At 39.3% G+C, this 22,467-nt stretch carries 22 protein-coding genes; 18 read left to right on the top strand and 4 right to left on the bottom strand.

Annotated features, from left to right (window positions below):
• The first annotated feature begins 9 nt into the window (after positions 1–9).
• From HZC31_02215 to HZC31_02140, 16 genes are all read left to right on the top strand, one after another.
• Positions 10–171 carry a hypothetical protein gene (locus tag HZC31_02215; GenBank protein ID MBI5002174.1) on the top strand — a complete coding sequence of 54 codons (162 nt, stop codon included), beginning with the start codon at positions 10–12 and terminating at the stop codon, positions 169–171.
• Positions 168–878, top strand: a complete 711-nt coding sequence (locus tag HZC31_02210) for a hypothetical protein (protein MBI5002173.1) — start codon at positions 168–170, stop codon at positions 876–878. The genes HZC31_02215 and HZC31_02210 overlap by 4 nt, the downstream gene beginning before the upstream one ends.
• Positions 879–880: 2 nt before the next feature.
• On the top strand, positions 881–1,234 hold the full coding sequence (locus HZC31_02205; protein ID MBI5002172.1) for a hypothetical protein: 354 nt from the start codon (positions 881–883) through the stop codon (positions 1,232–1,234).
• Positions 1,235–1,242: 8 nt separating this feature from the next.
• Complete coding sequence (locus HZC31_02200; protein ID MBI5002171.1) at positions 1,243–1,491, top strand: hypothetical protein; 249 nt, start codon at positions 1,243–1,245, stop codon at positions 1,489–1,491.
• A 380-nt stretch (positions 1,492–1,871) separates the two neighbouring features.
• Positions 1,872–3,572, top strand: a complete 1,701-nt coding sequence (locus HZC31_02195; GenBank protein MBI5002170.1) for an SGNH/GDSL hydrolase family protein — start codon at positions 1,872–1,874, stop codon at positions 3,570–3,572.
• Between the two features lie 56 nt (positions 3,573–3,628).
• On the top strand, positions 3,629–4,510 hold the full coding sequence (locus HZC31_02190; GenBank protein ID MBI5002169.1) for a hypothetical protein: 882 nt from the start codon (positions 3,629–3,631) through the stop codon (positions 4,508–4,510).
• Positions 4,503–5,048, top strand: a complete 546-nt coding sequence (locus HZC31_02185; GenBank protein MBI5002168.1) for a hypothetical protein — start codon at positions 4,503–4,505, stop codon at positions 5,046–5,048. Before HZC31_02190 ends, HZC31_02185 begins: the two co-directional genes overlap by 8 nt.
• 31 nt (positions 5,049–5,079) lie before the next feature.
• The gene (locus tag HZC31_02180) at positions 5,080–5,586 is read left to right on the top strand and encodes a hypothetical protein (GenBank protein MBI5002167.1); all 507 of its coding nucleotides are present in this window, start codon (positions 5,080–5,082) and stop codon (positions 5,584–5,586) included.
• Position 5,587: 1 nt separating this feature from the next.
• Complete coding sequence (locus HZC31_02175; protein MBI5002166.1) at positions 5,588–7,375, top strand: M23 family metallopeptidase; 1,788 nt, start codon at positions 5,588–5,590, stop codon at positions 7,373–7,375.
• 42 nt (positions 7,376–7,417) lie between these two features.
• Positions 7,418–8,338: a hypothetical protein gene (locus tag HZC31_02170; protein MBI5002165.1), complete on the top strand. Its 921-nt coding sequence runs from the start codon at positions 7,418–7,420 to the stop codon at positions 8,336–8,338.
• A gap of 46 nt (positions 8,339–8,384) precedes the next feature.
• A complete protein-coding gene (locus tag HZC31_02165; GenBank protein ID MBI5002164.1) occupies positions 8,385–8,972 on the top strand; it encodes a hypothetical protein in 588 nt (195 codons plus the stop codon).
• Between the two features lie 355 nt (positions 8,973–9,327).
• Positions 9,328–10,005 carry a hypothetical protein gene (locus HZC31_02160; protein ID MBI5002163.1) on the top strand — a complete coding sequence of 226 codons (678 nt, stop codon included), beginning with the start codon at positions 9,328–9,330 and terminating at the stop codon, positions 10,003–10,005.
• A gap of 172 nt (positions 10,006–10,177) precedes the next feature.
• Positions 10,178–10,738, top strand: coding sequence for a C39 family peptidase (locus HZC31_02155; protein MBI5002162.1), 561 nt, complete (start codon positions 10,178–10,180; stop codon positions 10,736–10,738).
• 144 nt (positions 10,739–10,882) lie between these two features.
• On the top strand, positions 10,883–13,351 hold the full coding sequence (locus HZC31_02150) for a lamin tail domain-containing protein (protein MBI5002161.1): 2,469 nt from the start codon (positions 10,883–10,885) through the stop codon (positions 13,349–13,351).
• A 23-nt stretch (positions 13,352–13,374) separates the two neighbouring features.
• Entirely contained in the window at positions 13,375–13,935 is a 561-nt protein-coding gene (locus HZC31_02145; protein ID MBI5002160.1) for a hypothetical protein, read from the top strand.
• A 44-nt stretch (positions 13,936–13,979) separates the two neighbouring features.
• Complete coding sequence (locus HZC31_02140; GenBank protein MBI5002159.1) at positions 13,980–14,819, top strand: hypothetical protein; 840 nt, start codon at positions 13,980–13,982, stop codon at positions 14,817–14,819.
• Here the strand turns inward: HZC31_02140 and HZC31_02135 are convergent.
• On the bottom strand, positions 14,803–15,258 hold the full coding sequence (locus HZC31_02135; GenBank protein ID MBI5002158.1) for a metal-dependent hydrolase: 456 nt from the start codon (positions 15,256–15,258) through the stop codon (positions 14,803–14,805). The two genes, HZC31_02140 and HZC31_02135, sit on opposite strands and share 17 nt — an antisense overlap.
• Positions 15,259–15,263: 5 nt before the next feature.
• Positions 15,264–18,983, bottom strand: coding sequence for a S8 family serine peptidase (locus HZC31_02130; GenBank protein MBI5002157.1), 3,720 nt, complete (start codon positions 18,981–18,983; stop codon positions 15,264–15,266).
• Positions 18,984–19,041: 58 nt separating this feature from the next.
• On the opposite strand from HZC31_02130, the gene coaE reads away from it, so the two are divergent.
• Positions 19,042–19,611, top strand: a complete 570-nt coding sequence (gene coaE, locus HZC31_02125) for a dephospho-CoA kinase (GenBank protein ID MBI5002156.1) — start codon at positions 19,042–19,044, stop codon at positions 19,609–19,611.
• A 35-nt stretch (positions 19,612–19,646) separates the two neighbouring features.
• Entirely contained in the window at positions 19,647–20,657 is a 1,011-nt protein-coding gene (locus HZC31_02120; GenBank protein ID MBI5002155.1) for a hypothetical protein, read from the top strand.
• A gap of 9 nt (positions 20,658–20,666) precedes the next feature.
• On the opposite strand, the gene HZC31_02115 is transcribed toward HZC31_02120, so the two are convergent.
• On the bottom strand, positions 20,667–21,122 hold the full coding sequence (locus HZC31_02115) for an aspartate carbamoyltransferase regulatory subunit (protein MBI5002154.1): 456 nt from the start codon (positions 21,120–21,122) through the stop codon (positions 20,667–20,669).
• 1 nt (position 21,123) lies between these two features.
• Positions 21,124–22,050 (bottom strand): aspartate carbamoyltransferase, encoded by a 927-nt coding sequence (gene pyrB, locus HZC31_02110; GenBank protein MBI5002153.1) that lies wholly within the window; start codon positions 22,048–22,050, stop codon positions 21,124–21,126.
• Positions 22,051–22,467: the final 417 nt, after the last annotated feature.

Raw genomic sequence — 22,467 nt, 5'->3', positions numbered from 1 at the left:
TAATAAAGAATGAGATCAAGAACAATGACTATGCGTCAATTCAACAAAAAAGGAGATATGCCGACGTGGCTTGTCATGCTGATCTGGCTTTTGATTGGACTTGTTGTCATCCTTTTTATTATCAAACTTCAAGGAGGAAAACTCTTTGAATTCCTGGACTGGTTAGGATGAAAAAAGCAGAACTGAATTTCCAACTTATTTTATTTATTCTTGCAGGATTCTTTCTTGTTTTCGCTGCATTTGTTTTCGTCCCAAACACTATCGACAACGCAAAAGAATTTTTTGAAGGACTTGGATTTGAATTTCAAGAACAGACTGTTCCTGATCAAGTCATTGATGAGGAGAGGATTGACGCAGATAAAGATATTCCAATAGAAAAAGTAGCGCAAGATGGTAAAAGTGGCTATCTTGTCATTATTAAACAAGCATACGGAGAAGGATGGAATCTTGAATCTGCTTTTCATGAAACGTTTTCTGAAGAAAATAAAAAGTTATGCGGATGGTGGCAGTCTGATGAAGAATGCGCTGCTATAAAAGAATCATATGCACCTTATGCATCAAATAAAAACTTAACTGAGATCCTTACTCTGCAAGAATTGCGAGGAGAACAAGGATTACGTGGAAAAATAATTATTGATGGAAAGAACTATATTCATATTCCACAACAGCATGACTACCAATGGTTTAAAGATACTGATAATGACGAAATATATGATGGAGAAGATTTTACTGACACCAACAACAATGGCTGCTGGGATCAAGGAGAACCTTTAACAGATGCAAACAATAACAAAGAATATGATGGAGAATGCATTACTATTGAAGACCTTTCAAAAATAATACTTGCAGATTTATATACTCAAGCAACTGAGGAATAAGCATGATGAGAAAAATAGAACTGGTTATTACTGAAAAGAAAGCAGACATGACTATTCAAGTTGTTGTGTTAGCAGCACTTGCACTGATTTTTTTTATTGTCGTTGTCTATATTATGGGCGGAAAATTTGCATTATTTAGTGGGGAACTTGGTGCCTGCGAAAATAAAGGAGGAGAGTGCGTTGATCAGGGAACTTCTTCCTCTTATGGAACAAAAGCAGACTTTACTTGTCCTGAAAATCAAGAATGCAGACTTAATACCTGTATAGGGAAAGGCGGTAGTTGTGCAACAAAATGCATAGGGGAACAACTTTATTTTGCTGCATGCGAAGAATCTTCAGAAGTCTGCTGTAAATAGGTGAGATTATGGAAATACTCAAAAGAAAAAAAGGAGATATGAACTTTTGGCTTGTGACCCTCGTTATCGCACTCATCTTCATGGTCATTGTTTTCTTTGTCATGAATAGCGTCTTTCAAAAATGGGGAGAGACCACTGGCGGCGTTCAAGAAGAAGTAAAGAAACAGGGAGATGTTAAAGATATTTTTGAAGGGATTACTGATAGCGACAAAGAAAGCACTTCTGAAAGTACCACTTCTTCAGACACAAAGGAATAGGTAAAGCTTTTTCTAAAAAATAGCCGTATTGTCTGCGACATTTTCAGAATTTGGTTTTTTCATATCTCAATAAATAAAATTACTTAGGGATTCTAAAAGGTAATAAGGCGATTCATGGAGGAGCAAAGCGAATATTTTCTCAGCAGCAAAGAAAATACACGCACCAGCAGACCTTGTACTGTCAGGGGGACCCATGAACCGAAGTATCAAACGAAATAGAAAAAAATTGCAAGAGAAATTCGGTGAATGGGGTTATTTTTTAGAAAAAGGGTTTACCTTCATTTCATATGGGAGAAAAAAAGTATTGCATCACTCGAAAGATCGGATGGCACCCTCTTTGCGAAAATTTATATAACTCTTCTCACTGAAATGTGAAAACTATGATAAAAGGTAAAAAAGCGCAAGGAGGACTTGATCTTTCCAGTGACACTGTTATTCGTGTTGTCCTCAGCGTTGGAGCAATTCTTCTTCTCACTATTTTCATCTTCAAAATATGGGATGTCTTTGTACCTGATACAGAAGAAGCAACAAAACGGAATTTTGAACAACTTGTCGCAAGCATTACAAACATGGAGGAGGGTGCTTCGTTCAGCAGCTATCCTCTTTTTGTTGATGAAGATTATGCGATTGTGGGGTATCAGAGCGGGGTTTCTTCTATTGGAGGAACATGCACTGCATATGCTATTACTTCTCCATATTCTAATACCAAACCTGAACAGTGTGGGATAGGTACAGAAGGATGCCTCTGTCTTTGCAAGAAGACGAGTGATTTTGCAACAGTATGTAAAGAAAATGATGACGTTGAACAATGCGCAACTGTAGAGACGTTTGGTAAGGATTATTCTTTTACTGGTGGAACATATACTGAGGGAGGAAGTTGTTCGTTCGCGCTTGTCCTTGGCGCGGAAAGTGTCCAAAGTGTGTACCTCAAAAAAACTGAAAACACTGTTCGGATTTGTGCGAAAGAATGTGACGTACAGGTGGAGACCACTGATAGTAACGATCTTGTGTCTCTTCTTTCTTCTGGAGGAATAATAACACTTGATTATAAAACACCTGCTATGAGTATTAACTCCTATACACAACAACTCACCTACGATAGCTCTTCAAAAAAATATACCCTCAAAGAAAGCACAATTTGGAAATATCGTGAACCCGAGAATGAAATAACAACATATACCACACTTTCAGACGCTGTTGCGTATATCAAGAAACAACTTTCTGGATCTGAAGCAACAAAACTACAAGCAGCCAATGATGATACCTTTGTTTATGCTGTTGTTTATGTTCAAGCAGAGGGATATACTAGTGAACAATACGGAGTATATACTCCTGAAGAGTTTCTCGCGCTTCTTCAAGAGCTTTCGGATACGAGTTCAACAGAAGACTCTTCTGATACTTCAACTGCTTCTGTATTAGCTGAAACTTCTGAACAAAACGTTTTGATTATTGGAGATTCTCAAACTATGGGAACGTATGGCGACACGCTTTACGCATCATTCAAAACAGATGGTTACACCACAAATAAATATGCAGTGTGCGGATCAACGCCATCATACTTTACAGAAGGGATATCCATTATTAGTTCTGCTTGTAACGCAGAATACACGTATGATGATGGTTCCAGCAAAAAAGTTGATTCTGGAAATACTCCGCTTCTCAGCAATCTTATTGAAAAACATACCCCTTCTCTCGTGTTTGTCACTTTTGCAAGCAATGGCTATGAATGGTATGGTTCTTCTGAAGAAACAATACAGAACAGCGTCAACAGTGTTGCAGAAGAAATAACCAATCAAGGAGCTACTTGTTATTGGGCAGGCCCACCTCAAGGTCCTCATTATCCTGACATTGAAACCTATCAACAATTTAGAGATGCGATAAAAGAAAGTGTAGAAAATTCTGGTTGTATATTTATTGATTCGGAAGAATATACGGACTTTGCTTTTTGTCCTGACGGAGGATCTTTTGGCTGTGACGCTGATGTTCATTTTGACAATCATGGCACTGCTGGAAAAGCTGCTGCGGAAACATGGGCTGAAGGAGTGTATAGCGAATTTGCTTCTTCCCTTTCTGTGAGCTGAGAAGTGAGATGGAATCCAGCAAAAGTATATAAACCAATTTCTCTCGAAAACGCAACATGCAAAAGAGAGGGCAACTCAACTTAGGAAATCAAGTGATTATAGAGATTATTCTTCTTGTTCTTATTGTTGGCGTGTTCTTTTATTTTCACACCACTGTTCAAAAAAATACTTTATATGAACAATCCTACGCCGCGCGAGATATTGCGCTGCTTCTTGAAACAAGCCAGAGCGTCCCAGGAGACGTCACTTTATTTTACAGCCAGCCTTCGTTTGACGTTGGCGCATACTCGTATGATTTGAGTGATAACCTTCTTCGCGTGTATCAAACCTCTTCTGTGACTGCAATCACGTATCCTTTCTTTTTAGACGCACGTCTTTACCAAACACTTGGTGTTTTTGAACATCCTGGCGCGTTTTACATTAACAAAGAAAAAGGAACTTTTACTGTGGAAGAACACGGGAGCGTTACTCTCGAAGAAAAAAAAGAACTTCGCTGCCCTTCTGTTGCTTCAACAAAAACTACGCAACTGAGTTTTGTTGTTTTGAGTGATGAAACTGTCTTTTCTAAAGTACAAAACGATCTTCTCAATAATCCAAAGCTAGGATTCGCGAAAACACATAAAGAAGAGGTTGCAATCACAAGCCAAACAAATCTTGTTCTTATTTTATCAACACAAGAAGGGAGTGATGTTGCGGCATACATTTCGCAAACTGCTGACGAACAAAGCGAGAAACTGGGCTGTTTGTTTGAGAATAACATTCTTTCCCAATTTGCGGATGCTTCTCTTACTGGACCGCTTGCTTCATCAGAAGAAAACCTTAACAAGAATACTGCTGGTCTTGCAGTCCATCTTGTTATTGGCACTGATCTACTTACTGAGAGTAGCGCGCTCACTAGCGCAATTACCAATGGATTGGAGGAATACTACAATGATTAAGTATTTCTCTTTTCACAAAAAAGCGCAGATTGACGAAGGATGGATTTTCCTTTTTTACCGCTTTGTGATTGTCTGCCTTGTTGCGATTGCTATGGTCATTCTTGTGAAAATGTATATTGTCACTGAAATTGACGTGCAGCAAACACAAGTAGATCTTTTTGTGGCCAATATGCTCAACATGAAACAAGGTGTTTCTTACTATGATGAAACACTGCATCGCGCATATCCTGGCATTGTTCTTCGAAGTGATTTTGAAAATCCCTCTGCACTTGAAACACGACTCAATGAACAAATGGATTATGGAGAATATGATATTATCGCAGCTGAATTAACTCTTTTTGATGCGGAAAACAATAAGATTGGCACAGTGGTGTACAATAGTGAATGGTATGAACGCTGGATTGTTCTTGCACAAACATTCTGGAAAGGAAGAGGTTCGACTACTGATTACTTGATCAATAAGACTGTGCTTATCAAAGAAGATGACGCACTCTCTCAAGGAGTATTACAATTCCATGTGGTGATGCCGAATAGTTAAGCGCTTTGGAAAAAAGGGATTTGCAACAACGATGGTTGATTTTTACGCGACCATCGCGATTATCTTACTTGTCATTGTGTTCTTCTTTATTCTGCATTATAAGACTGCGAAAGTCGAGAACACAATTACTGGAGAAGAACTTGGTCTTGACGCGAACAGAATTGCATTGTTATATGCACAAACCCCTATAGAAACTTCTTTGGGCACAATGACGTTTGGACAATTTCTTGTTGCTGCAGCAGAAGATGATGGATTGCAGGAAGAATATGTTGATTTAACTGAAAATTATTTTGAAGCACTTCAAGAAGAAGCACTTGTGACGATTGTCGTGATTAGAAATACTGATGGAGAGGAAGAAGCAGCTGTTCTTATTGAACCGAGTTATGGATTTTTTGATATGTATGCTGGTCCAGGATGGCTGCTTGTCGCAATAAGCGGCGCAGGCGATGCATACAGCATCCCTTCCTCTGTCCGCATTCCGCTTCATGATCCTGATAATTACGCACTCATCCAAGTGCAAACAAAAATAGGTTCATAACATGAGAATACTGAAAAATAAAAAAGCGCAATACTTTATGCCTCTCTTTGCATTCTTTGTCTTAGTTCTCTTTACTCTGCTCTATTTTGATCTTGCCGCGAAAACAGAACAATTTGAAAGCAAAGAAGGAGAGAGTAATAAGATTGGAGAGAAACAACTTGCTGTTTTGAATGCTGCTGCGGAAGGAGAGAAAGCGTTGCTGTATTTAGATCTGAGCGCACAACAAGCATATGGCGCTGCTGTTTTGGAAACTGCAAAAACGAATTATCTGGATTCTTCTTCCTGCTCTTTTTACCGTGGCGTTCCTGTTGTCTATGGCAGTGGCGATTGCATGCTCTATGGCGATGAGTTGGAGAAGGAACTTGGAGATGCACTCAGCGATTCGTTTGATCACGCCCTTATTCCGTATCTTGAAGCATATGAAGACATTCTTCCTCTTCCCTCTGAGTATCTCCTCACTTTTGATGAGAATAGATTGACTGGAATTTCTCCTGCACCTCTTGAAATTCCTATAATGAGCATTACCAGCGTTCCTGCGCACGAAGGAACTGCAACAGGAACATTTTCTGGTGGGCAATTCACTCAATGGCCTGTCGCGTACGATGAACATCGCGTGAATTCTTGCTTTGGGTATCGTGGAGGAGATGTTGTGAGTGGAACAAGCAAAGGAACAACATATCACGCAGGAATTGATATTCGCGGACCATTAGGAACACCTGTTCTCGCTGCCGCCGCGGGCACTGTTGTTGACACTTCGCCTGTTCGCTGGGGGAGAGTTGTCCTTGATCACGGCAATGGACTTTATACTCTTTACTTGCACATGGACACTATTTCTGTTTCTGTCGGTGATATTGTTGCGCAAGGAGAAGTTCTTGGGACCACTGGAGGTCGTGGAAAAAACAGCGCATCTGCTTATGATCCACACTTACATTTTGAAATCATTGACACGTCTGTTCCTTCTGATCTTACTAATGCGCAAGGAGAAAAAGCAACACTCTCCAGCAGCTGGACAAAAAAAAGCGTGAACCCGCTTTGCTATTTTGCGTCTTCTGTCAGTTATGATTACAATAATAATCTCGCGTGTCGATCGCAAGGAGGAATCTACAAGTTCTGTAACCTTTATAGAACGCAAACAGGAGTTAGTCCAACTATGACTACTAGTGGGATTAGTTACACTCCTTCTGCATCGACAAAAGAGAAGCTACGACAGATTGACGCGAATTATGGAAAGGTAATAGAAACTTCTGTTTCTGGAACTTCTGTTCCAAAAGCGTTAGTGATCGCGCTTATCATGACAGAATCTGGCGGCAATACGAACGCTGCGTCTTCGACTGGATGTACTGGTCTTATGCAATTTTGTAAAGGCACTGCATATCAGTATGATCTTTGCAGCAATAAGAAATGTACTGGCACTGACTATCGAACAGACGCTTCGCGCGCAATTCCCGCAGGAGTTCAGCTACTTCAGGATAACATGAAGAGCTTTAATGGCTATAAAGATCAAGTTGCATTTTCCCTCGCCGCATATAACGGCGGCGCTGGACTTGTCAAAAAAGCAATTGCCGCAACAGGAAAAAGCGACCCATCCTGGGATGAGGTTTCTGCACAGATTACTGAAGATCTTATCGCAGAAGTGTACAGCGACGCATTTTCATCCAGCGTGTATGAAGAAAGTTTCGGCACAACAGAAAAAAGAAACAAAAAAGTCAAAGAAGTTCGCGCTTACGCAAACCGCGTTCTGAGTTATTATTACGCGTATGCGTCATTAGAAGAAGGAAAAACAAAATAGCAGATAGTAAAACTTATAAAAACAAATATGAGGAAAAAAGCAATGGAAGCACCACGAGCACAACAACGAGAATCTTTGCATCTTGCAGCTACTTTTCTTGTTCTTGTTACACTCGGTCTTTTTACTTTTGGAAGCTATGTTGCATTTGATAATAACCGCGAATCTGAAACGAGTATTACTGGCGCAGCAACTGCTGATGAAGAAATTGCTGTTGATAGTTCTGGAGCCCAAATTGGTATCTACAAAGTTACTCCTTCATTTTCCGTTCTTGAAGACTATAATATTGTTGGAGAATATGACGCGCTGCAAAAAGATATTCGCCAGTTTTACGATGCTATTCAAACGTGTGTTTCTGGAAGTGATGAACGAGAGAAATTAGAGAGTTGCATTCAGGAAACACTTGAAGATGATTTGTATTCATCGTGGCTTCTTGGAGAAGATTGCGAAACTCCTGAAGAAACATTGTTTTATGATGTCACCGAAGTGTTTAGAGCGTGTGGCGCAAGCGGAGATACTGATTGCACTTGCGTTGGACAGTTGTCTGGATTGTATACTGAAGGAGAATATGCTATTCTTGTCAGCCAAGAAGATGATGGAACACACTTTTCTCTTGATGACATGACTGTTGTTCTTCCTTCTACTTCTCTCGCTATCGAGGGAACGCCGCTTGTAGCAGATACAATGACTCTTGCTATTTCTGACACTGTTTCAGGAAGCTTTTCTGCATTAGAACCTTCTTCCACTATTTATTTGTATAAACAAGGAACGACACTTTCTGTCGAAAGTGAAAGCACATTTACTTTGTATGAAGGAACACGGGACGCATGCACTATTTCTGAAGAGCCAACCTACAAATTCTGCAAACAATCTTCTACCGCAATTCCTGTTTATGACAGAGATGAAAAGAAGACCATTCAACAGCCCGCGGTGTATTTGTTTGCTGTTGATTTTCCCCTAGAATGATTTCACTTCCATAAGTTTTTTAAAGCGCCGAATACTTCTGAAATCCATGAAAAAACTCCTTTTTATAGCAATAGTATCTCTTCTTTTCCTTTTTCTTGCAGGATGTGGAACTGATGACGAAACTGACACTGAACAAAATACCACAACGACTGATACTGAAACAGGATGCAGTCTTGATTACATTCCTATTTGCGGGGATGATGGACTCACCTATCAGAACAGCTGCTTTTCAAGCTTACGAGATGTAGGGGTTGCACACACTGGGGTTTGCTCGTACAACGTCTGTTCTTTTAATGGACAGGATCATTACATTATGGACAACATGTTGTATTATGAAGATGACCGCGGACGACCATACATCGCAGTGCTTTACGGCATGTTTAATTTACAAGCAGACGGCGATGGCTGGACGTATGTTCGCGCAATCAACAAAGGCGCATCATATTATGTCAACAGAATGCTTGAATATGATATTGGCGTGACGGAATCTGGCAATGCAATTACGTGTAGTGAGACTGAAGAAGCTCCTGAACAACTCAAAGAGTTTTTGAAAACGCACGGTAAGATTATTGAATTGAAGATTCAAGGTTATGAAGAAGCGAATGAAACTGTTGCAGAAAATGTGACTGAGTAGTTTTCTTCTTTTATTATTATTTTTTACTTTCTTCTTGATATTTTTCATTGATTATTATGATTTACATTTTAATAAAGGATGAATTGTGTTGTAGGACTTTGCTGAGCGAATATTTTCTAAAATAGCTGCTCCTTGGTAATCGCCTTACTGCTTTTGAATCCCTAATCTATTTTATTGTATTTTCTTAAGAAGCATGATAATTTCATGTGAACTATTTGTGACACTCCTGAGACAACCTCCTTTTCGTCACTGCTTTTAGACGAAATTTCCAAAAGATTTATATACTGCTTTTATTCTAAATGACGCATTATTGTTTCGAGTCATAGAAACTGTGATACTCGAGGGGTGGTTTACGATGTACGGATTTGAAAATGTTATACAGTTTGGGCAAGAGCAACTATATACACCGATAAGTTATTTGGGGAATACTCTTATTTATATTCTCGTTAACCTTATCCTTGCAGCAATTATTATTGGTGTTGGGTATTTAATTTCATGGGGTATCCACTGGGTTACTAAGTGGGCATTGGATCGTTCAAAACTAGACAAATGGCTTCAGAAAAATCATTTGGATAAATCTATTGGCTATGCAAGCGTTTCTGAACTTGGTGCTACTTTATTGAAATGGTATATCTTCCTCTTATTCGTCGTTCAAGCACTTGGTTTTTTGAAACTTGGAATACTCAGCAATATGTTATCAATGATTGTATTTTGGTTACCACACCTCATTGTTGGCATTGCAATCATGATGTTTGGTTTAATCCTTGCTGACTTTGTCGCAGACAAAATGAGCAAAGCAAAAGGCGTTGCAATTAAACATTTGAACAATGTGACTCGTATCATCATTATTGTGTTTGTCGCAGTTATTGCATTGCAACAAATAGGAGTTTACTTGCCTCTTGCAGAACAGACTTATTTAGCCATCCTATACGGCGTTGTACTCGCATTATCCTTAGCAATCGGCATTGGCTTTGGTCTTGGCGCAAAAGAAGAAGCAGCACAGATTGTTAAACAGTGGAAAAAGAAACTTTAAATTTTTTATTTCTTTTTTGATTTTTTTTCTTATTTATTCTCAACTTTCACTTTTTCTTGATTGGAATTAATGTATAATAAAAAGAAGTGATTTTTGATTGCTCACAAAATTGAGGCATCCCAAAACAAAGCCTGCCGAAACATTAAAGAAGATATGATTTATTTTATATTACATGATTAAGAAAGTAGTAAATCACAAACCAAAGGAATATCTACAACAAGGAATGAGGCATTGTGGTGGCTATACTATAAAAGCAATACTTAGTGCTTACAATCTTGATGATGGGAGACATCCAAAAAAGTATTTACTACCAAAAGTCAAGAGTTTAGGATTTACTACGCCAAAACTAATCCAAGAAACTCTCAAAAAATATGGATTTGATGCTCCAATAAAGAGAGCGAATAAATTATCAGATGATAGAAAGATACAATCAATAAAGAAAGAATTAGATAAAAATAGACCAGTGATATTATTGATTGGCAATGGTTATTCTTCAACAGGAAAGTACTCTGCATTAAGAATGAATTGTATAAGTCACTGGATAAGTGTTTGGGGATACAATGACAAAGAAAAAATATTCTTTATTTATGATTCATATGTTGATAAGAAAAGTTATGATAAAATTCTCGTTGGTAATGTAAAGAGAACTTATAAGCAAGTTTTAAGAGATTGGAAAGGAACATTCTATTTTAGAACTAAGAGTTTTTTGTACATGCCTGTAATGAAGAAATGACATTCAAAAACAGGGTTTTGAATTGAACAAAACACCCATTAAACAAACTTTTTTCATAAAAACTTCATCTCATCGCTAAAAACTATACATTTTGTAAACATCTTTTCTGCTGGTTTTAAAAAGGATCAACGACCATTGTGCTTCATGAAAAAATTAGTGTTCATGGCCTTCGCACTGCTGTTTTTTACAGAAATAACTCTCGCGCTCGAGATTACAGAAGTCTTTCCTAACCCGATTGGAGATGATAACAACAAAGAGTTTATTGAGATTTATAATCCAACTGGTGTAAATTTGAGTGGATATGTTCTTGGTGATGAAGCGAATAATGATACGCTTGTTGGTCTTTTCTATGGCAATGGAACATATGCGCTTGTTGTTGAAGAAGGATTCGCATGGCAATCGCTTAATAACTCTGCATCGATTTATAATGCAGGAGCAACAATCGGAAATAATTTAGGGAATACGCAAGACAGTATTTTTCTTTATACTCATGAAAAAATATTGCTTGATAGTACACAGTACACTGCTGCAGTTGAAGGATATAGTTTTGAAAAAAGGGATGGAATATGGGGGTTGAGTACTTTACAGAATGGGACTCCTGGTTTTTCTTTTTTTTCAGAAATGACAGATAATGAAACAAATAGTTCTGAAAATGAGGAAAAAAAGAAACAAGAAGAGCATTCAGAAGAAAGCGCAGATTCCACAAACACAACGAACATTGTTTCTCTTTCTTTTTCATTACCTTCTCTTCTTTATGTAAACCAATCACTCTCCTCTGGCTTTCGCATAGGTAATAATCACGATGAGAAAATTGATGCAATTCTTACGTATACAGTTTCCTTTAATGATACTCTTCTTCTTAATAATACAAAGTATTTTTTCAACATTAGTAAATACAAAACAAAAGACACTCTCTCTTTTACTTTTCCTGAACCCGGAGAATATACCCTTTGCGGGAACGTGGAAAGTCTGCCCCACGATGGTCTTTTTGATGACAACAGTATTTGCCAGAATCTTTCTGTTGTCTCCCTTGAAGAGATTGCTTGTAATAGGACAATTACTATTATAATGAATCAGACAGATTACCGCTCTGGAAAACCTATTGACTTTTCTCTGCTTATTGACGGAACAAAAAACCCCGCGTTTCCGTTTATCGCATCCACTTTTATTGAAGAGATTACTGGAGAGATTGTGAAGAAATCAACAAATACAACCACCACAAGCATAAAACACTGGACACCAAAAATAAAAAAAGAATATGGTGTTTATAGAATTCACGCAACGCTTCTTGATCCATACTGTGCTGATGTTTCATTGCAAGATAACACTGCGACTGCAACATTTTTTGTCTTCAATCGTTTTGATGAAGAACCATTTGTTGCCATTGAACATCTTTATCTTGGTTCTGACAGCATCGCAAAAACTGGAGACACGCTTCGTGCGAAGGTTCATTTTTATACAGGAAATCTCTCCCGCATCTCTTCTGATGAAAAGGCAATTCATCTGTACGTCAAAAATGAAATTGGAACAGTTGTTTCTCCTATTGCCCAAATTACTCCAAGCGAAAGCTTTCAGGAAAATGAACTGACGCTTCCCTTTCTACTTGATTACTCTTGCACATCATTTCCGACAACAGAGGAAACGTACACGTTAGTTGTGGAAGGCGCAGGCAATACTGCAAAACAGAAATTTCCAGTGAAAGGAGTCAACAAAGAACGGTGCGGAAGCGCATCTTCTGAGTATCTGTCGTATGAACTTGCATCGCTTGGTTTTAGTGGAGAAAATGTAACGCACACAGTCATTATTATTAATACTGATGATGCACCGCATACCTATGCTGTTTCCAGCAAGATCTATAGGCGAGCAAAGACCTATAGCGGCGATCATTTCGCAAATCAGAATACTCTTTCTCTGAATCCTGGCGAAGAATATACGGTGACGCTTCAAAATACACTTCTTGGTGTGGAAGCCGGAGCATACTCTGCCAAAATACAAATTCAAAAAGATCAACAAAAGACATTGAAAGAATTTCGCGGAGAACTCACTGTTGTTGGCAATGAAGTTCATGTTGAAGAGCATGTTTTAGAAGATGCGCAAATTACGGCATTCCGCGTGCTCGGCAGTTTTTCTGATGAGCAAATTCCTTTGTTTGTTCAGGTGGATGGAAATGGAAATTATACTCTTTCTCTGGAAAGTGCTCTTGAACAAAAAAATATTCCTATTTCTCTCCACGAAAAGGGATTTGTTTTTCTCAATATTACTCCTTTGAAAGGGAAGAATGTGTTTGTTGCACAACTCTATCACAACACAACACTTGTTGATACTGCCGCGCTCTCATTTTCTGTTTCTGGTGACACTATTTCTCCAACAAAAAATGTAGAAGCGATCGAGAACAGAGAAAATAAAGAAACGAAGACCCCATCTTCTCTTGCTTCGATTACAGGGTATGCGGTCTACCAACACGCCGCTCCTTTTGAAACAACTTTCTACAAAACCATTGCGCTCCTCAACGCAGTATTGCTTGGTGTGCTTTTTTCCCTCATTCTTTATGTGATCATAAAGAATCGAGATATGATTAAAAATACGCTCCAGAATCAATCGCAACCTATATAAAACAACACTATTTTCTTCTTGTCATGAAAGAAATTATCAAAGCACGAGTTGTTATTGAAATGCTCGGCGCTCCAAAAGAACACATTCAAGAGACCTTGCGTCTCTACATTGAAAAACTCAAGAAAGAAGAGAAAAAGATTACTGTATACAACGTGGAATATGAAGAACCAAAAGAAGTGAATACCCTCTTTAGTGTTTTTGCAGAATTGGATCTTGGGTTTCATGATCTTCCTACGATGACGTATTTCTGCTTTGATTACATGCCAAGCTCGATCGAAGTGTATGAGCCAACAGAATTAGTATACAGCGCAAATGATTTTACTGATTACTTGAATGATCTTCAAGCACGATTACACAAATTCGATATGCTTATCAAAAATCTTTCTGCAGAGAACAAGGTCGTTAAACAGAATGGATTGACCCTTGCACGCAACGTGGTTATAGCCACTCTTGAGTCTGGACCAAAAACATTGCTTGAAATCAGCAAACGCGCTGGGATGCCTGAGGAACACATTAAGAAGTTTGTCAACATTCTCGTGAAAGAAGGGAAAATTAAGGAAAAAGAAGGGAAGTATTTATTGTAGTATTTTAAGCAACATTAATATAGTGGTTTTACAGAAATATTCTCATGGCAACACTAGGAGATATTATCAGCAACCCTGTCTTCTGGCTGATTTGCGCATTCTTTGTTCTCGCACTTGTGTATTCCTTGCGTTCATACATTCGAGCATTAGGCACTTCTTTGTTTTTTGATTATGGTATTGACGCTGGCCTCTCTTTTTGGGATGAACTTCTTGGCATTGGTATTACAGGTCTTGATGTTGGAGATTGGGTTGGTGGCGTTCTTATGTTCCTCAAATATAGACAACAAGTTGGTACAGGATGGGCGCTTTTGTTTCTCGCAGAAGCTGCAAACTTTGGACTTTCTTTGATTCCAGGGATTGGCGAAGGATTTGAATTTTTTTTCAATATGATCCCTCTCGCAACGTTTGTTGTCCTCATTAAACAACATCAGGCAAACCAAGTTTACAATTCTATTAAAGAATACGCGGATTATTTGAAACAAGAACAAACCTCCAGCACTGAAGGGATTAAGAAAGAGCTTCAAGAAATTGATAGTCTTTACAACTCCTGCTCGTATCAACAACTCTTTGCTCTTGGCGCAGGCATACGTGAAGGGCTTGCCGCGGAAGTTAAACAAATTATCCAAACCAAACTCAGCCGCGCACAACAACACGTTATGACGACGCTTCAAAAAGAAGTCCAGCTTGGCACTGGCAAGATTCATCAACAAGACATTGCTGCTGTTAGTACTGCAATTCAACGCGCATTAGAAGAATTAGAAACAGACTGGAAACAGGCAGATACAGACGCAAACCAAATTCTTCACAGCGTTTCTTCTCTTGTGTATCAAGTGCAGCAAGAATCTCCTGCAGAACCTGCTGATGTGTTCAAAGAAGCAGCTTGATTGCAATCACTACAAGAAGCATTCCTGCAAACATATATTCTCCTAACGAGCCTACACGAATTGGTCCTCGAATTCTCCATGGAATTGGGTATAGTGGATAAATACCATGCGGCGTGAGCATATCCGCGACAAGGTGCGCATTATAGCCAATAAATGCCGCAATTGCGATTTCATTCCACCCCATAAACCTATAAATCAAAAATAATAACAATGGAGGAATAAGACTATGAAGCAGTCCTCGATGTCCAAGCACCCACTTGATACTCTGCGCAACAGGCCAAAAGAGCTTTCCTATTTTTGAGTCCGGTTCATCAATGTCTACAAACAAGGTCATAAAAAGAACAATGCTGATGAACAAGAGAGGATATGTTATGTCATAATAACTGCTGTATATCAGAAAACAAACAACTGCAAAAAGGAGATGCGTTGGCGCGCGCATTGTCTTTACCTAAACAAATCTTTTATTCCTTCATAGATATCAGTGAGCTGTTCTTTTACTGCAGTAGTTGCTTTTGTTTTTTTCTTTCTGAACATTCGTGACGCACCAAAGATAAGACCGCCGAATACAAAAATACCGATCATTATACTTCCTACAAATCCATACGAAACATTACCATTCAGTATATCTGTCACTACAGCACCGGTTAATGCAAAGACAGAATTTGCTTGTTCTGTTCCTCCTGCTTCATTTGTTTGTTCTGCTGCTTGTGCATCTAAAGAAGCTGTTTCTTCAGCAGTTGTTTCTTGTTTTGTTTCTGCATTTTCTGCTTGCGTTTCTGCTGTTACTGCACTTGTTGCTTCTCCTGCTGCCTCTGTTCCTTCGTCACTTGTTGTTGGACCAGGACCTCCGCCTCCTCCACCACCGCCTGCTGCTGCAGGCTCTTCTTCTTCTACTGGCTGCTGCACTGGCGTTGCATATGCAGTTCCATCACAGTTATCATCTATCCCGTTATCCGCAATCTCTGTTGCCGCAGGAGAAACTGCTGCATTATTATCATTACAATCAGTTCCTAACACACAGCCTGTTCCGTAGCCATCGCTGTCATTATCCACACACATTTCTAGAACACCTGAATGCTGAAGCCCTGTAATAATATACGTAGTGCCGCTGTCTGTACAGCTATATCCATTTGTTATTGTTCCATTGCATGGTACAAGATACTGCGCAGTTCCATTACACGCACTTGTTATTGCCTGCATTGTTGGATCTACTACATCATACACACAAACCGCCGTTGTACTTGCATTTCTATCAGGAATGATTATTGTTTTATTTACTGTAGTCAAATTGTGAATCAGAATATTTCCTTCGCTTGTATTTGCATTTTCAAAGACTACTGCGCTGAGAATGAGATTGCTTTCTGAAAAATTATGGAAGAACGTCATGTTTGTTGTTTCGTCTAAGAGTAAAGAAACTGGAAGAACCTCTGTGAAATTGCCTGTTGTGTTTATTGATCCATTTATTTCAATGGTGAAGTTTGCATAATTCATCAGCGTTGGAGTTCCTTGGATCTTATCCTCAGTGTCAAGAATACCATCATTGTCATCATCGTCATCTTTGAAATCAGGAATCCCATCCCCATCAGTATCTTCTGCGTTAGTGACTGTGTAGGAGAATTGTTCTGTTGTTGTATCATACGCATCTGCTGCTGTCACTGAAAGCGTATATATTCCCGCAGAACTCAGCGTTGTTTGCAGAGTATAATTTGTTCCATTTTGCGTGAACTGAGAATCGTTCAATGCAACTGTAATAGAGTCTCCATCACTGTCTTCTGCTTCTATTGTGAGCACGATGTTCTCTGTTTCATATACAGTTGTTGTCCCTGTAATACTCAGTGCAGGAACTCCATTTTGAATTACTCTTGCAGAAGATATTGCTACTTCTCCTTCTAAGACTCCATCAGAAGGAGTGACGCTACAATTCCAGAAATCATCAACAACAAGAAGTTCTACGGGAATGGTAGTATTGGAAATGTTCTGGAGCTCATTATTTTTGTACCACACAACACTTGTTCCATTTTCTGGATCATTATCTGCATCACTGTATTCGTATGCACATACTAATGATGCGTTCCTATACGCTTCTTGTGGAGTGATCGTTACGTTTGTTACTGTTGGTGCATGTCGTTCTGTTACAGAAACATTCCATATCTGTTCTGTTGTAGAAACATCATCGTGTACTTGCGCGATGATTGTGTGTGTTCCGACCTCATATTCTTCTGAATCGAACTCGTATTCTGTGCTTGTTCCTACTTCTGTGCCATCAACTTTCCACGTATATGTTAGTGCATCATTATCACTATCTGTTGCGGTGATCATGAATAGTTGCGTTTCTGGAATAATAAGTGCAAGCGCGGTACTTTCTGGGTTGTAGCTGTCAATAACTGGCGGATTGCTGGAGACGACAAATGATCGCGTTACTGTTTCGCTGTTTCCATTCGCATCTTCTGCATAGATGGTATAGTCGCTTGATGCTGCTGCAATGATCTGCGCACTACATTGCGCAGTTCTTCCTGAAGAAACCATAGCCATTGATGTGTTTGAACCATTATAATTAATAATGCAGTTGCTCACATTGTTTACTGCATCAGATGCGTTTATTGAAATATTTACTGTTGCTCCTTTCTCTATTGTTGCGCCATCCACAGGAGTTTCTGCTGCAAAGATAATTTCTGGCGCTGCTGCGTCAATATTGCGCAATGTATTCTCTATATTCAGACGTGGAAAATATTTTCCATTTCTGCTGTCTAAAACGCTTGTTCCATACTGTGTCAACACATCGTTAATTGTTAAAGGACTCAGAACTGTATTTGCTTCTTCTTGTTTGTACTGCGCAACAAGCGCTGCCGCACCCGCAACCATCGGCGCAGAGAAACTTGTTCCTGAATATTGCCCAAAATTCTTTCCTGCTGTTTCTTCTGAAACACCACTCTTCTTACTTGCACAGGACGATGAACTTTTTCCATTTATTGATGTTGTACAAATTCCTACTCCTGGCGCAAGCAAGTCTAACGCACCATTCGCATTACTAAAACTCGGAACAGTATCTGGAACTGTACTGCCATTGTCATACACTGCGCCCACTGCAGTCACATTTGTTCCACATGCAGGGCTACTTATTTTTGCGCTCTCCCCACTATTTCCAGATGCAGCGCTCACAAAGAAACCAAGATCAACTAACTCATTCGCGACAGAAGCAAGTGGATCCACATCACATGTGGAGGAATACGTTGTGCCGCCAAAACTGAAGCTGAACACTTTTATGTTATGTGTGGACGCTTTTTCCAAACATTTTACAATTCCCGAAAGGACATCTCCTGTTGTCGCGCTTCCTGTACTGCTAAACGCTTTTACGACCATTACTTGTGCTCCTGGGGCAACGCCAGGATAACTCGGATCTTGCGACGCGATTGTTCCAATCACCGCAGTGCCATGGCCGTTATCATCTGCTGCACTTGTATCTTCTGTTTTTCCGTTAGGACAACAGCCTGTACCTTGTGAACAATAACAATATTGATCAACAATTGTTCCTTGCAAACTCGGATGCGTGGTATCAACACCTGTATCAATGACACATATCCCTATTCCTGATCCATTAATCGTTGATCCATTGAGGGAAATTGTTTGTGCAAATGGCGCAGTGACAAACCCTGTTGCTGTATCCAACAACAATTTGACTTCTTCATTTTTGTAGATGCCTGTTACCTGTTCATCACGCACCAATTTTTCATATCCTTCTCTTGTGAGTGTCCCCGAGAATGCATTGATGTAGGAATATTTCTCTTCGAGAACTAGATCTATATCTTCAGATTCCAGTGTAGTAGGACTTACTTCAGTACTTGTCGACTCTACCACATTCATCTGCCGCAAGACATTCTGCTGCTGCTTTTGGATGTTCTTCTTTTTCTCTTTAAGCGCTTTTTTGAGTACCTGCATATCTTGTCCAGAAATATATTCTTGCTGATTCAAAAGTACTTGTGTTTCTTCGCTGAGTGGCGCATCGACAAACACAATAACCTCTGCAGAGCCTTGGCTTTCTATTGCCGCAGCAACTTCCGGATCAATCTCTGCTGCGCTGCTTGTTGGAAGAAGCATTATTATGAGCAGGAGAACTAGCAAAAGACTCAAGAAAACACTGTGCAGCTTCTTTTTTTGTCGCTTCATTGCACTGCTTCTTTTTTCAGAAAGAAGATTTATATACTTTTCTAAATATAATGACATTATGATTATTGCAATTACTGGGTTTATGGGTTCTGGAAAAACTACTGCGGCGAGCTTCTTTCCGCACTCTTGGAAACGGATTTCTGTTGATAGTCTTGGACACGCGCTTTTGGAAGATCCTAGCATTGTCAAACGCCTTACTGCTGCGTTTGGAAATGCGATTATTACTCATGGGAAGATAGATCGGGCTTTGCTTGCAAAACGTGCATTTTTCAATAAGAAGACATTGAAAAAGCTCAATGTCATCATGCATCCTCCATTACGGAAAAAGATTCTTCAGGAAATAAAAAAAATGAAAAAAGAGAGGAGAAATGCTGTCCTTGACTGCGCCTTAGTTCAAGAACTTGGTTTAGGCACTTTTATTGATTGCACTATTCTCATTACTGCACCTCCTCTCGTCTGCGCAACACGCGCAAAGCGATGGAGTAGAAAAGAGATTACTGAGCGGATACAAGTACAGAAAGCTTTTCAGAACCCGGATTTTATGATTGCAAATACAGCATCGAAAAATGATCTTAAAAAAGCAGTTATGAAAATTGTCACTCATCTGGAACATGCTCGACGACAATGATCACCTTTTTATATCTTTAGTCCTTCTCTTTTTTTATGATCAAAATCCCCTATGAACAGCTTATTGAAAAAATAAAAACAGAGAAGAATCTTACTGCTGAACAGATTGACGAACAAATAAAGATTAAGATGGAACAACTTTCTGGCCTCATTTCCAAAGAAGGCGCCGCGCATATTCTCGCAAACGAACTCGGCATTAAACTTGCACAAACAGATGTGAAACTTAAAATCCGCGATCTTTACGCAGGACTTCGCACAGGGGAAGTTCTTGGACGAATGACTCGTAAATTTGACATTCGTGCATTTCAATCTGGAGAGCGAAGTGGTAAAGTGGGCTCCTTTATTCTTGCCGATGAAACAGGCTCTGTTCGCATCACCTGCTGGAATGATCAAACGAAAGAAATGGAACCCATTGTTGAAAATGATATTGTTGCTGTTATTGATGGTACTGTTCGGGAAAATAGAGGGGCGCTTGAAATTCATTTGAATGAAAGAACGAAGTTGGTTCGAAACCCTGAAGGAAAAACTGTTGCTGTGGTTGCAGCACAACCCACTGCAGCTGCCCTTCGCAAACAAATAAAAGCTCTTGAAGAGAATCAAAATAATGTTGAACTTCTTGGCACGATCGTCCAAGTCTATGACATGAAATTCTTTGAACGCTGCCCTGCATGCAAGAAACGAATCAAAGAGCAAGGTGTTGGCTTTCAATGTCCTGATCACGGTGTTGTAAAACCAGAATTTTCTTATGTAATGAATGTCTATCTTGACGATGGTAGCGGCAATATTCGTGTTGTCCTCTTTGGAACACAACTTCAGCAGCTGCTCAAGAAAACAGACGAAGACATTCAAGTTTACCGAACTGCTCCTGAAACATTTGAGAAATTGAAAACAGATCTTCTTGGAGAAATGCTCAAAACTACAGGACGAGTAACCAAAAACCTGATGTTTGCTCGTCTTGAATTTATCGCAAACAAAGTGGAGACTAACATTAATCCTGAAGAAGAAATTTCTCGATTGCAGCAGGAATTAGAGAAAGCGCAGGTTTAAACTCTTCTTTTACAGAAAAATCATTTCTTCTTTTTCAATGGAACGTTCGCAGAAATAACAGCGCATCTTTAATGGTTTTTTGTCAAGAATATGAAATTTTGTTGCTACTGACTCCGCGTTTGTAATACAGTTGGGATTATTGCAACGAAGCGTGTTTGGCTCAATCTCACGCAAGACAATTTTTTTCTTTTTTATGACCCCATAGTTTTTTATTTGATTTACTGTCACTTCTGGCGCAAGGATCGCAATCTTGTTCATTTCTTCTTCTGTTAAATCACGACCTTCTATCTTGATGATTCCTTTTTTCCCTTGCTTTTTACTCTCGAGATTCATCCCTAACGTGATTCTACTTTCTTGATGCAACGCGAGAATTTCCACAATCTTCAGCACTTTTTCACTGGGAAGATGATCTAAGACCGTGCCATTTTCAATTGCCGCAACTTCCAACACTTTTTTTGCTTTCATATTATATCCTTCCTGTCACAAGCGCAAGTAGCGCCTGACGAACAAGCACTCCATTCCCTGCCTGCTCAAAATAGCCTGCATATGGCAATGCGTCAATTTCTTGCGCAACCTCGTTTACTCTCGGCAACGGATGAAGAATTTTTAGATTCTTTTTTGCATTACTGAGTGTGTGGGGTTGTAAAATGTACGCGTCTTTCACTCGCAAATACTCCATTGGATCACCAAATCGCTCTTTTTGAATTCTTGTCATGTAGAGAATGTCGACATTTGGAAGTACTTCTTCTATTCTCTCATAGTGCGCATATTGTATATTTTTTTTCTGCAGCTGTTCACAAATTGACGCAGGCATGCGCAGTGTTTCTGGTGAAATGAAATATAATATACAGCCAAAGTGCGCAAGGGCAATCGCGAGTGAATGCACTGTTCTTCCATACTTAAGGTCACCAACCAAGGCGACTGTTAATCCAGTAAGCTTCCCTTGTGTTTTTTTTATTGTATAGAGATCAAGAAATGTTTGTGTAGGATGCTGATTTGCACCATCCCCTGCATTAATCACTATTTTTTTTGTGATGTCTGCTGCAAGACGGGCAGCACCCTCCTGCGGATGACGCATGACAATAATATCCGCATACTGCTCGACCATTTTTATGGTGTCATGCAGTGTTTCTCCTTTTATTGTAGAGCTGCTTTTTGCATCCGCAAAGCCAATTACTTTTGCGCCTAGTTGGGCTGCCGCGCTTTCAAAACTTAATCGCGTTCTTGTTGATGGTTCAAAGAATAATGTTGCGACCACATTATTTTTTAGAAGCGCTGCTCGCTCTTCTCTCTGGATTTTTTCTAATTTTTTTGCTGTTTCCAGCACATGAATAATTTCATCTCGAGAAAAGTCGTTGATAGAAATAATTGGTCTTCCTTTCCATTGCTTCATTAAAAAAATAGAGTTTGTTTCATCCCTTTTATAGTTTGTTCATTACTGTTTTGGGATGAAGATTGGGTTTTTTATTTTCTTACCTCTCGATTGCTTTAGTAGACAGTCTCTTTTATTACATTAATAACTCAAAAATACCTGGGGATTCAAAAGCACTACAAGGCGGTTATTGAGCGTACAACCGAACGCAGTGAGTGTTGTACCTGATCTCGCTTCCAATTGGCGAAAGAATTGTCGCTCAGCAAGTCCTTATATGTCTACGCAATCATTTATTGAGTATTAAGAGCCTATCCCGAAAGGAATAAATAGTAGCTTTCTCATTGAATAGATATTAGGGAATGGGTCACGTGAGAATGAGAAGAGGTGACCCGATGGGATTAGTTGTTAGAGATGATGGTTGGAGAATTCCGGATGAAC

Source organism: Candidatus Woesearchaeota archaeon, assembly GCA_016214075.1.
In the GTDB taxonomy this organism is placed as follows: Archaea; Nanobdellota; Nanobdellia; order Woesearchaeales; family DSVV01; genus JACRPI01.
This window is presented reverse-complemented; position numbering and strand designations above follow the sequence as displayed.

What these genes read in the sequence shown, in the direction of transcription:
- HZC31_02215 (MBI5002174.1), top strand. Translation starts at nt 10, where the DNA reads ATGAGATCAAGAACAATGACTATGCGTCAATTCAACAAAAAAGGAGAT.
- HZC31_02210 (MBI5002173.1), top strand. Translation starts at nt 168, where the DNA reads ATGAAAAAAGCAGAACTGAATTTCCAACTTATTTTATTTATTCTTGCA.
- HZC31_02205 (MBI5002172.1), top strand. Translation starts at nt 881, where the DNA reads ATGATGAGAAAAATAGAACTGGTTATTACTGAAAAGAAAGCAGACATG.
- HZC31_02200 (MBI5002171.1), top strand. Translation starts at nt 1,243, where the DNA reads ATGGAAATACTCAAAAGAAAAAAAGGAGATATGAACTTTTGGCTTGTG.
- HZC31_02195 (MBI5002170.1), top strand. Translation starts at nt 1,872, where the DNA reads ATGATAAAAGGTAAAAAAGCGCAAGGAGGACTTGATCTTTCCAGTGAC.
- HZC31_02190 (MBI5002169.1), top strand. Translation starts at nt 3,629, where the DNA reads ATGCAAAAGAGAGGGCAACTCAACTTAGGAAATCAAGTGATTATAGAG.
- HZC31_02185 (MBI5002168.1), top strand. Translation starts at nt 4,503, where the DNA reads ATGATTAAGTATTTCTCTTTTCACAAAAAAGCGCAGATTGACGAAGGA.
- HZC31_02180 (MBI5002167.1), top strand. Translation starts at nt 5,080, where the DNA reads ATGGTTGATTTTTACGCGACCATCGCGATTATCTTACTTGTCATTGTG.
- HZC31_02175 (MBI5002166.1), top strand. Translation starts at nt 5,588, where the DNA reads ATGAGAATACTGAAAAATAAAAAAGCGCAATACTTTATGCCTCTCTTT.
- HZC31_02170 (MBI5002165.1), top strand. Translation starts at nt 7,418, where the DNA reads ATGGAAGCACCACGAGCACAACAACGAGAATCTTTGCATCTTGCAGCT.
- HZC31_02165 (MBI5002164.1), top strand. Translation starts at nt 8,385, where the DNA reads ATGAAAAAACTCCTTTTTATAGCAATAGTATCTCTTCTTTTCCTTTTT.
- HZC31_02160 (MBI5002163.1), top strand. Translation starts at nt 9,328, where the DNA reads ATGTACGGATTTGAAAATGTTATACAGTTTGGGCAAGAGCAACTATAT.
- HZC31_02155 (MBI5002162.1), top strand. Translation starts at nt 10,178, where the DNA reads ATGATTAAGAAAGTAGTAAATCACAAACCAAAGGAATATCTACAACAA.
- HZC31_02150 (MBI5002161.1), top strand. Translation starts at nt 10,883, where the DNA reads ATGAAAAAATTAGTGTTCATGGCCTTCGCACTGCTGTTTTTTACAGAA.
- HZC31_02145 (MBI5002160.1), top strand. Translation starts at nt 13,375, where the DNA reads ATGAAAGAAATTATCAAAGCACGAGTTGTTATTGAAATGCTCGGCGCT.
- HZC31_02140 (MBI5002159.1), top strand. Translation starts at nt 13,980, where the DNA reads ATGGCAACACTAGGAGATATTATCAGCAACCCTGTCTTCTGGCTGATT.
- HZC31_02135 (MBI5002158.1), bottom strand. Translation starts at nt 15,258, where the DNA reads ATGCGCGCGCCAACGCATCTCCTTTTTGCAGTTGTTTGTTTTCTGATA.
- HZC31_02130 (MBI5002157.1), bottom strand. Translation starts at nt 18,983, where the DNA reads ATGAAGCGACAAAAAAAGAAGCTGCACAGTGTTTTCTTGAGTCTTTTG.
- coaE (MBI5002156.1), top strand. Translation starts at nt 19,042, where the DNA reads ATGATTATTGCAATTACTGGGTTTATGGGTTCTGGAAAAACTACTGCG.
- HZC31_02120 (MBI5002155.1), top strand. Translation starts at nt 19,647, where the DNA reads ATGATCAAAATCCCCTATGAACAGCTTATTGAAAAAATAAAAACAGAG.
- HZC31_02115 (MBI5002154.1), bottom strand. Translation starts at nt 21,122, where the DNA reads ATGAAAGCAAAAAAAGTGTTGGAAGTTGCGGCAATTGAAAATGGCACG.
- pyrB (MBI5002153.1), bottom strand. Translation starts at nt 22,050, where the DNA reads ATGAAGCAATGGAAAGGAAGACCAATTATTTCTATCAACGACTTTTCT.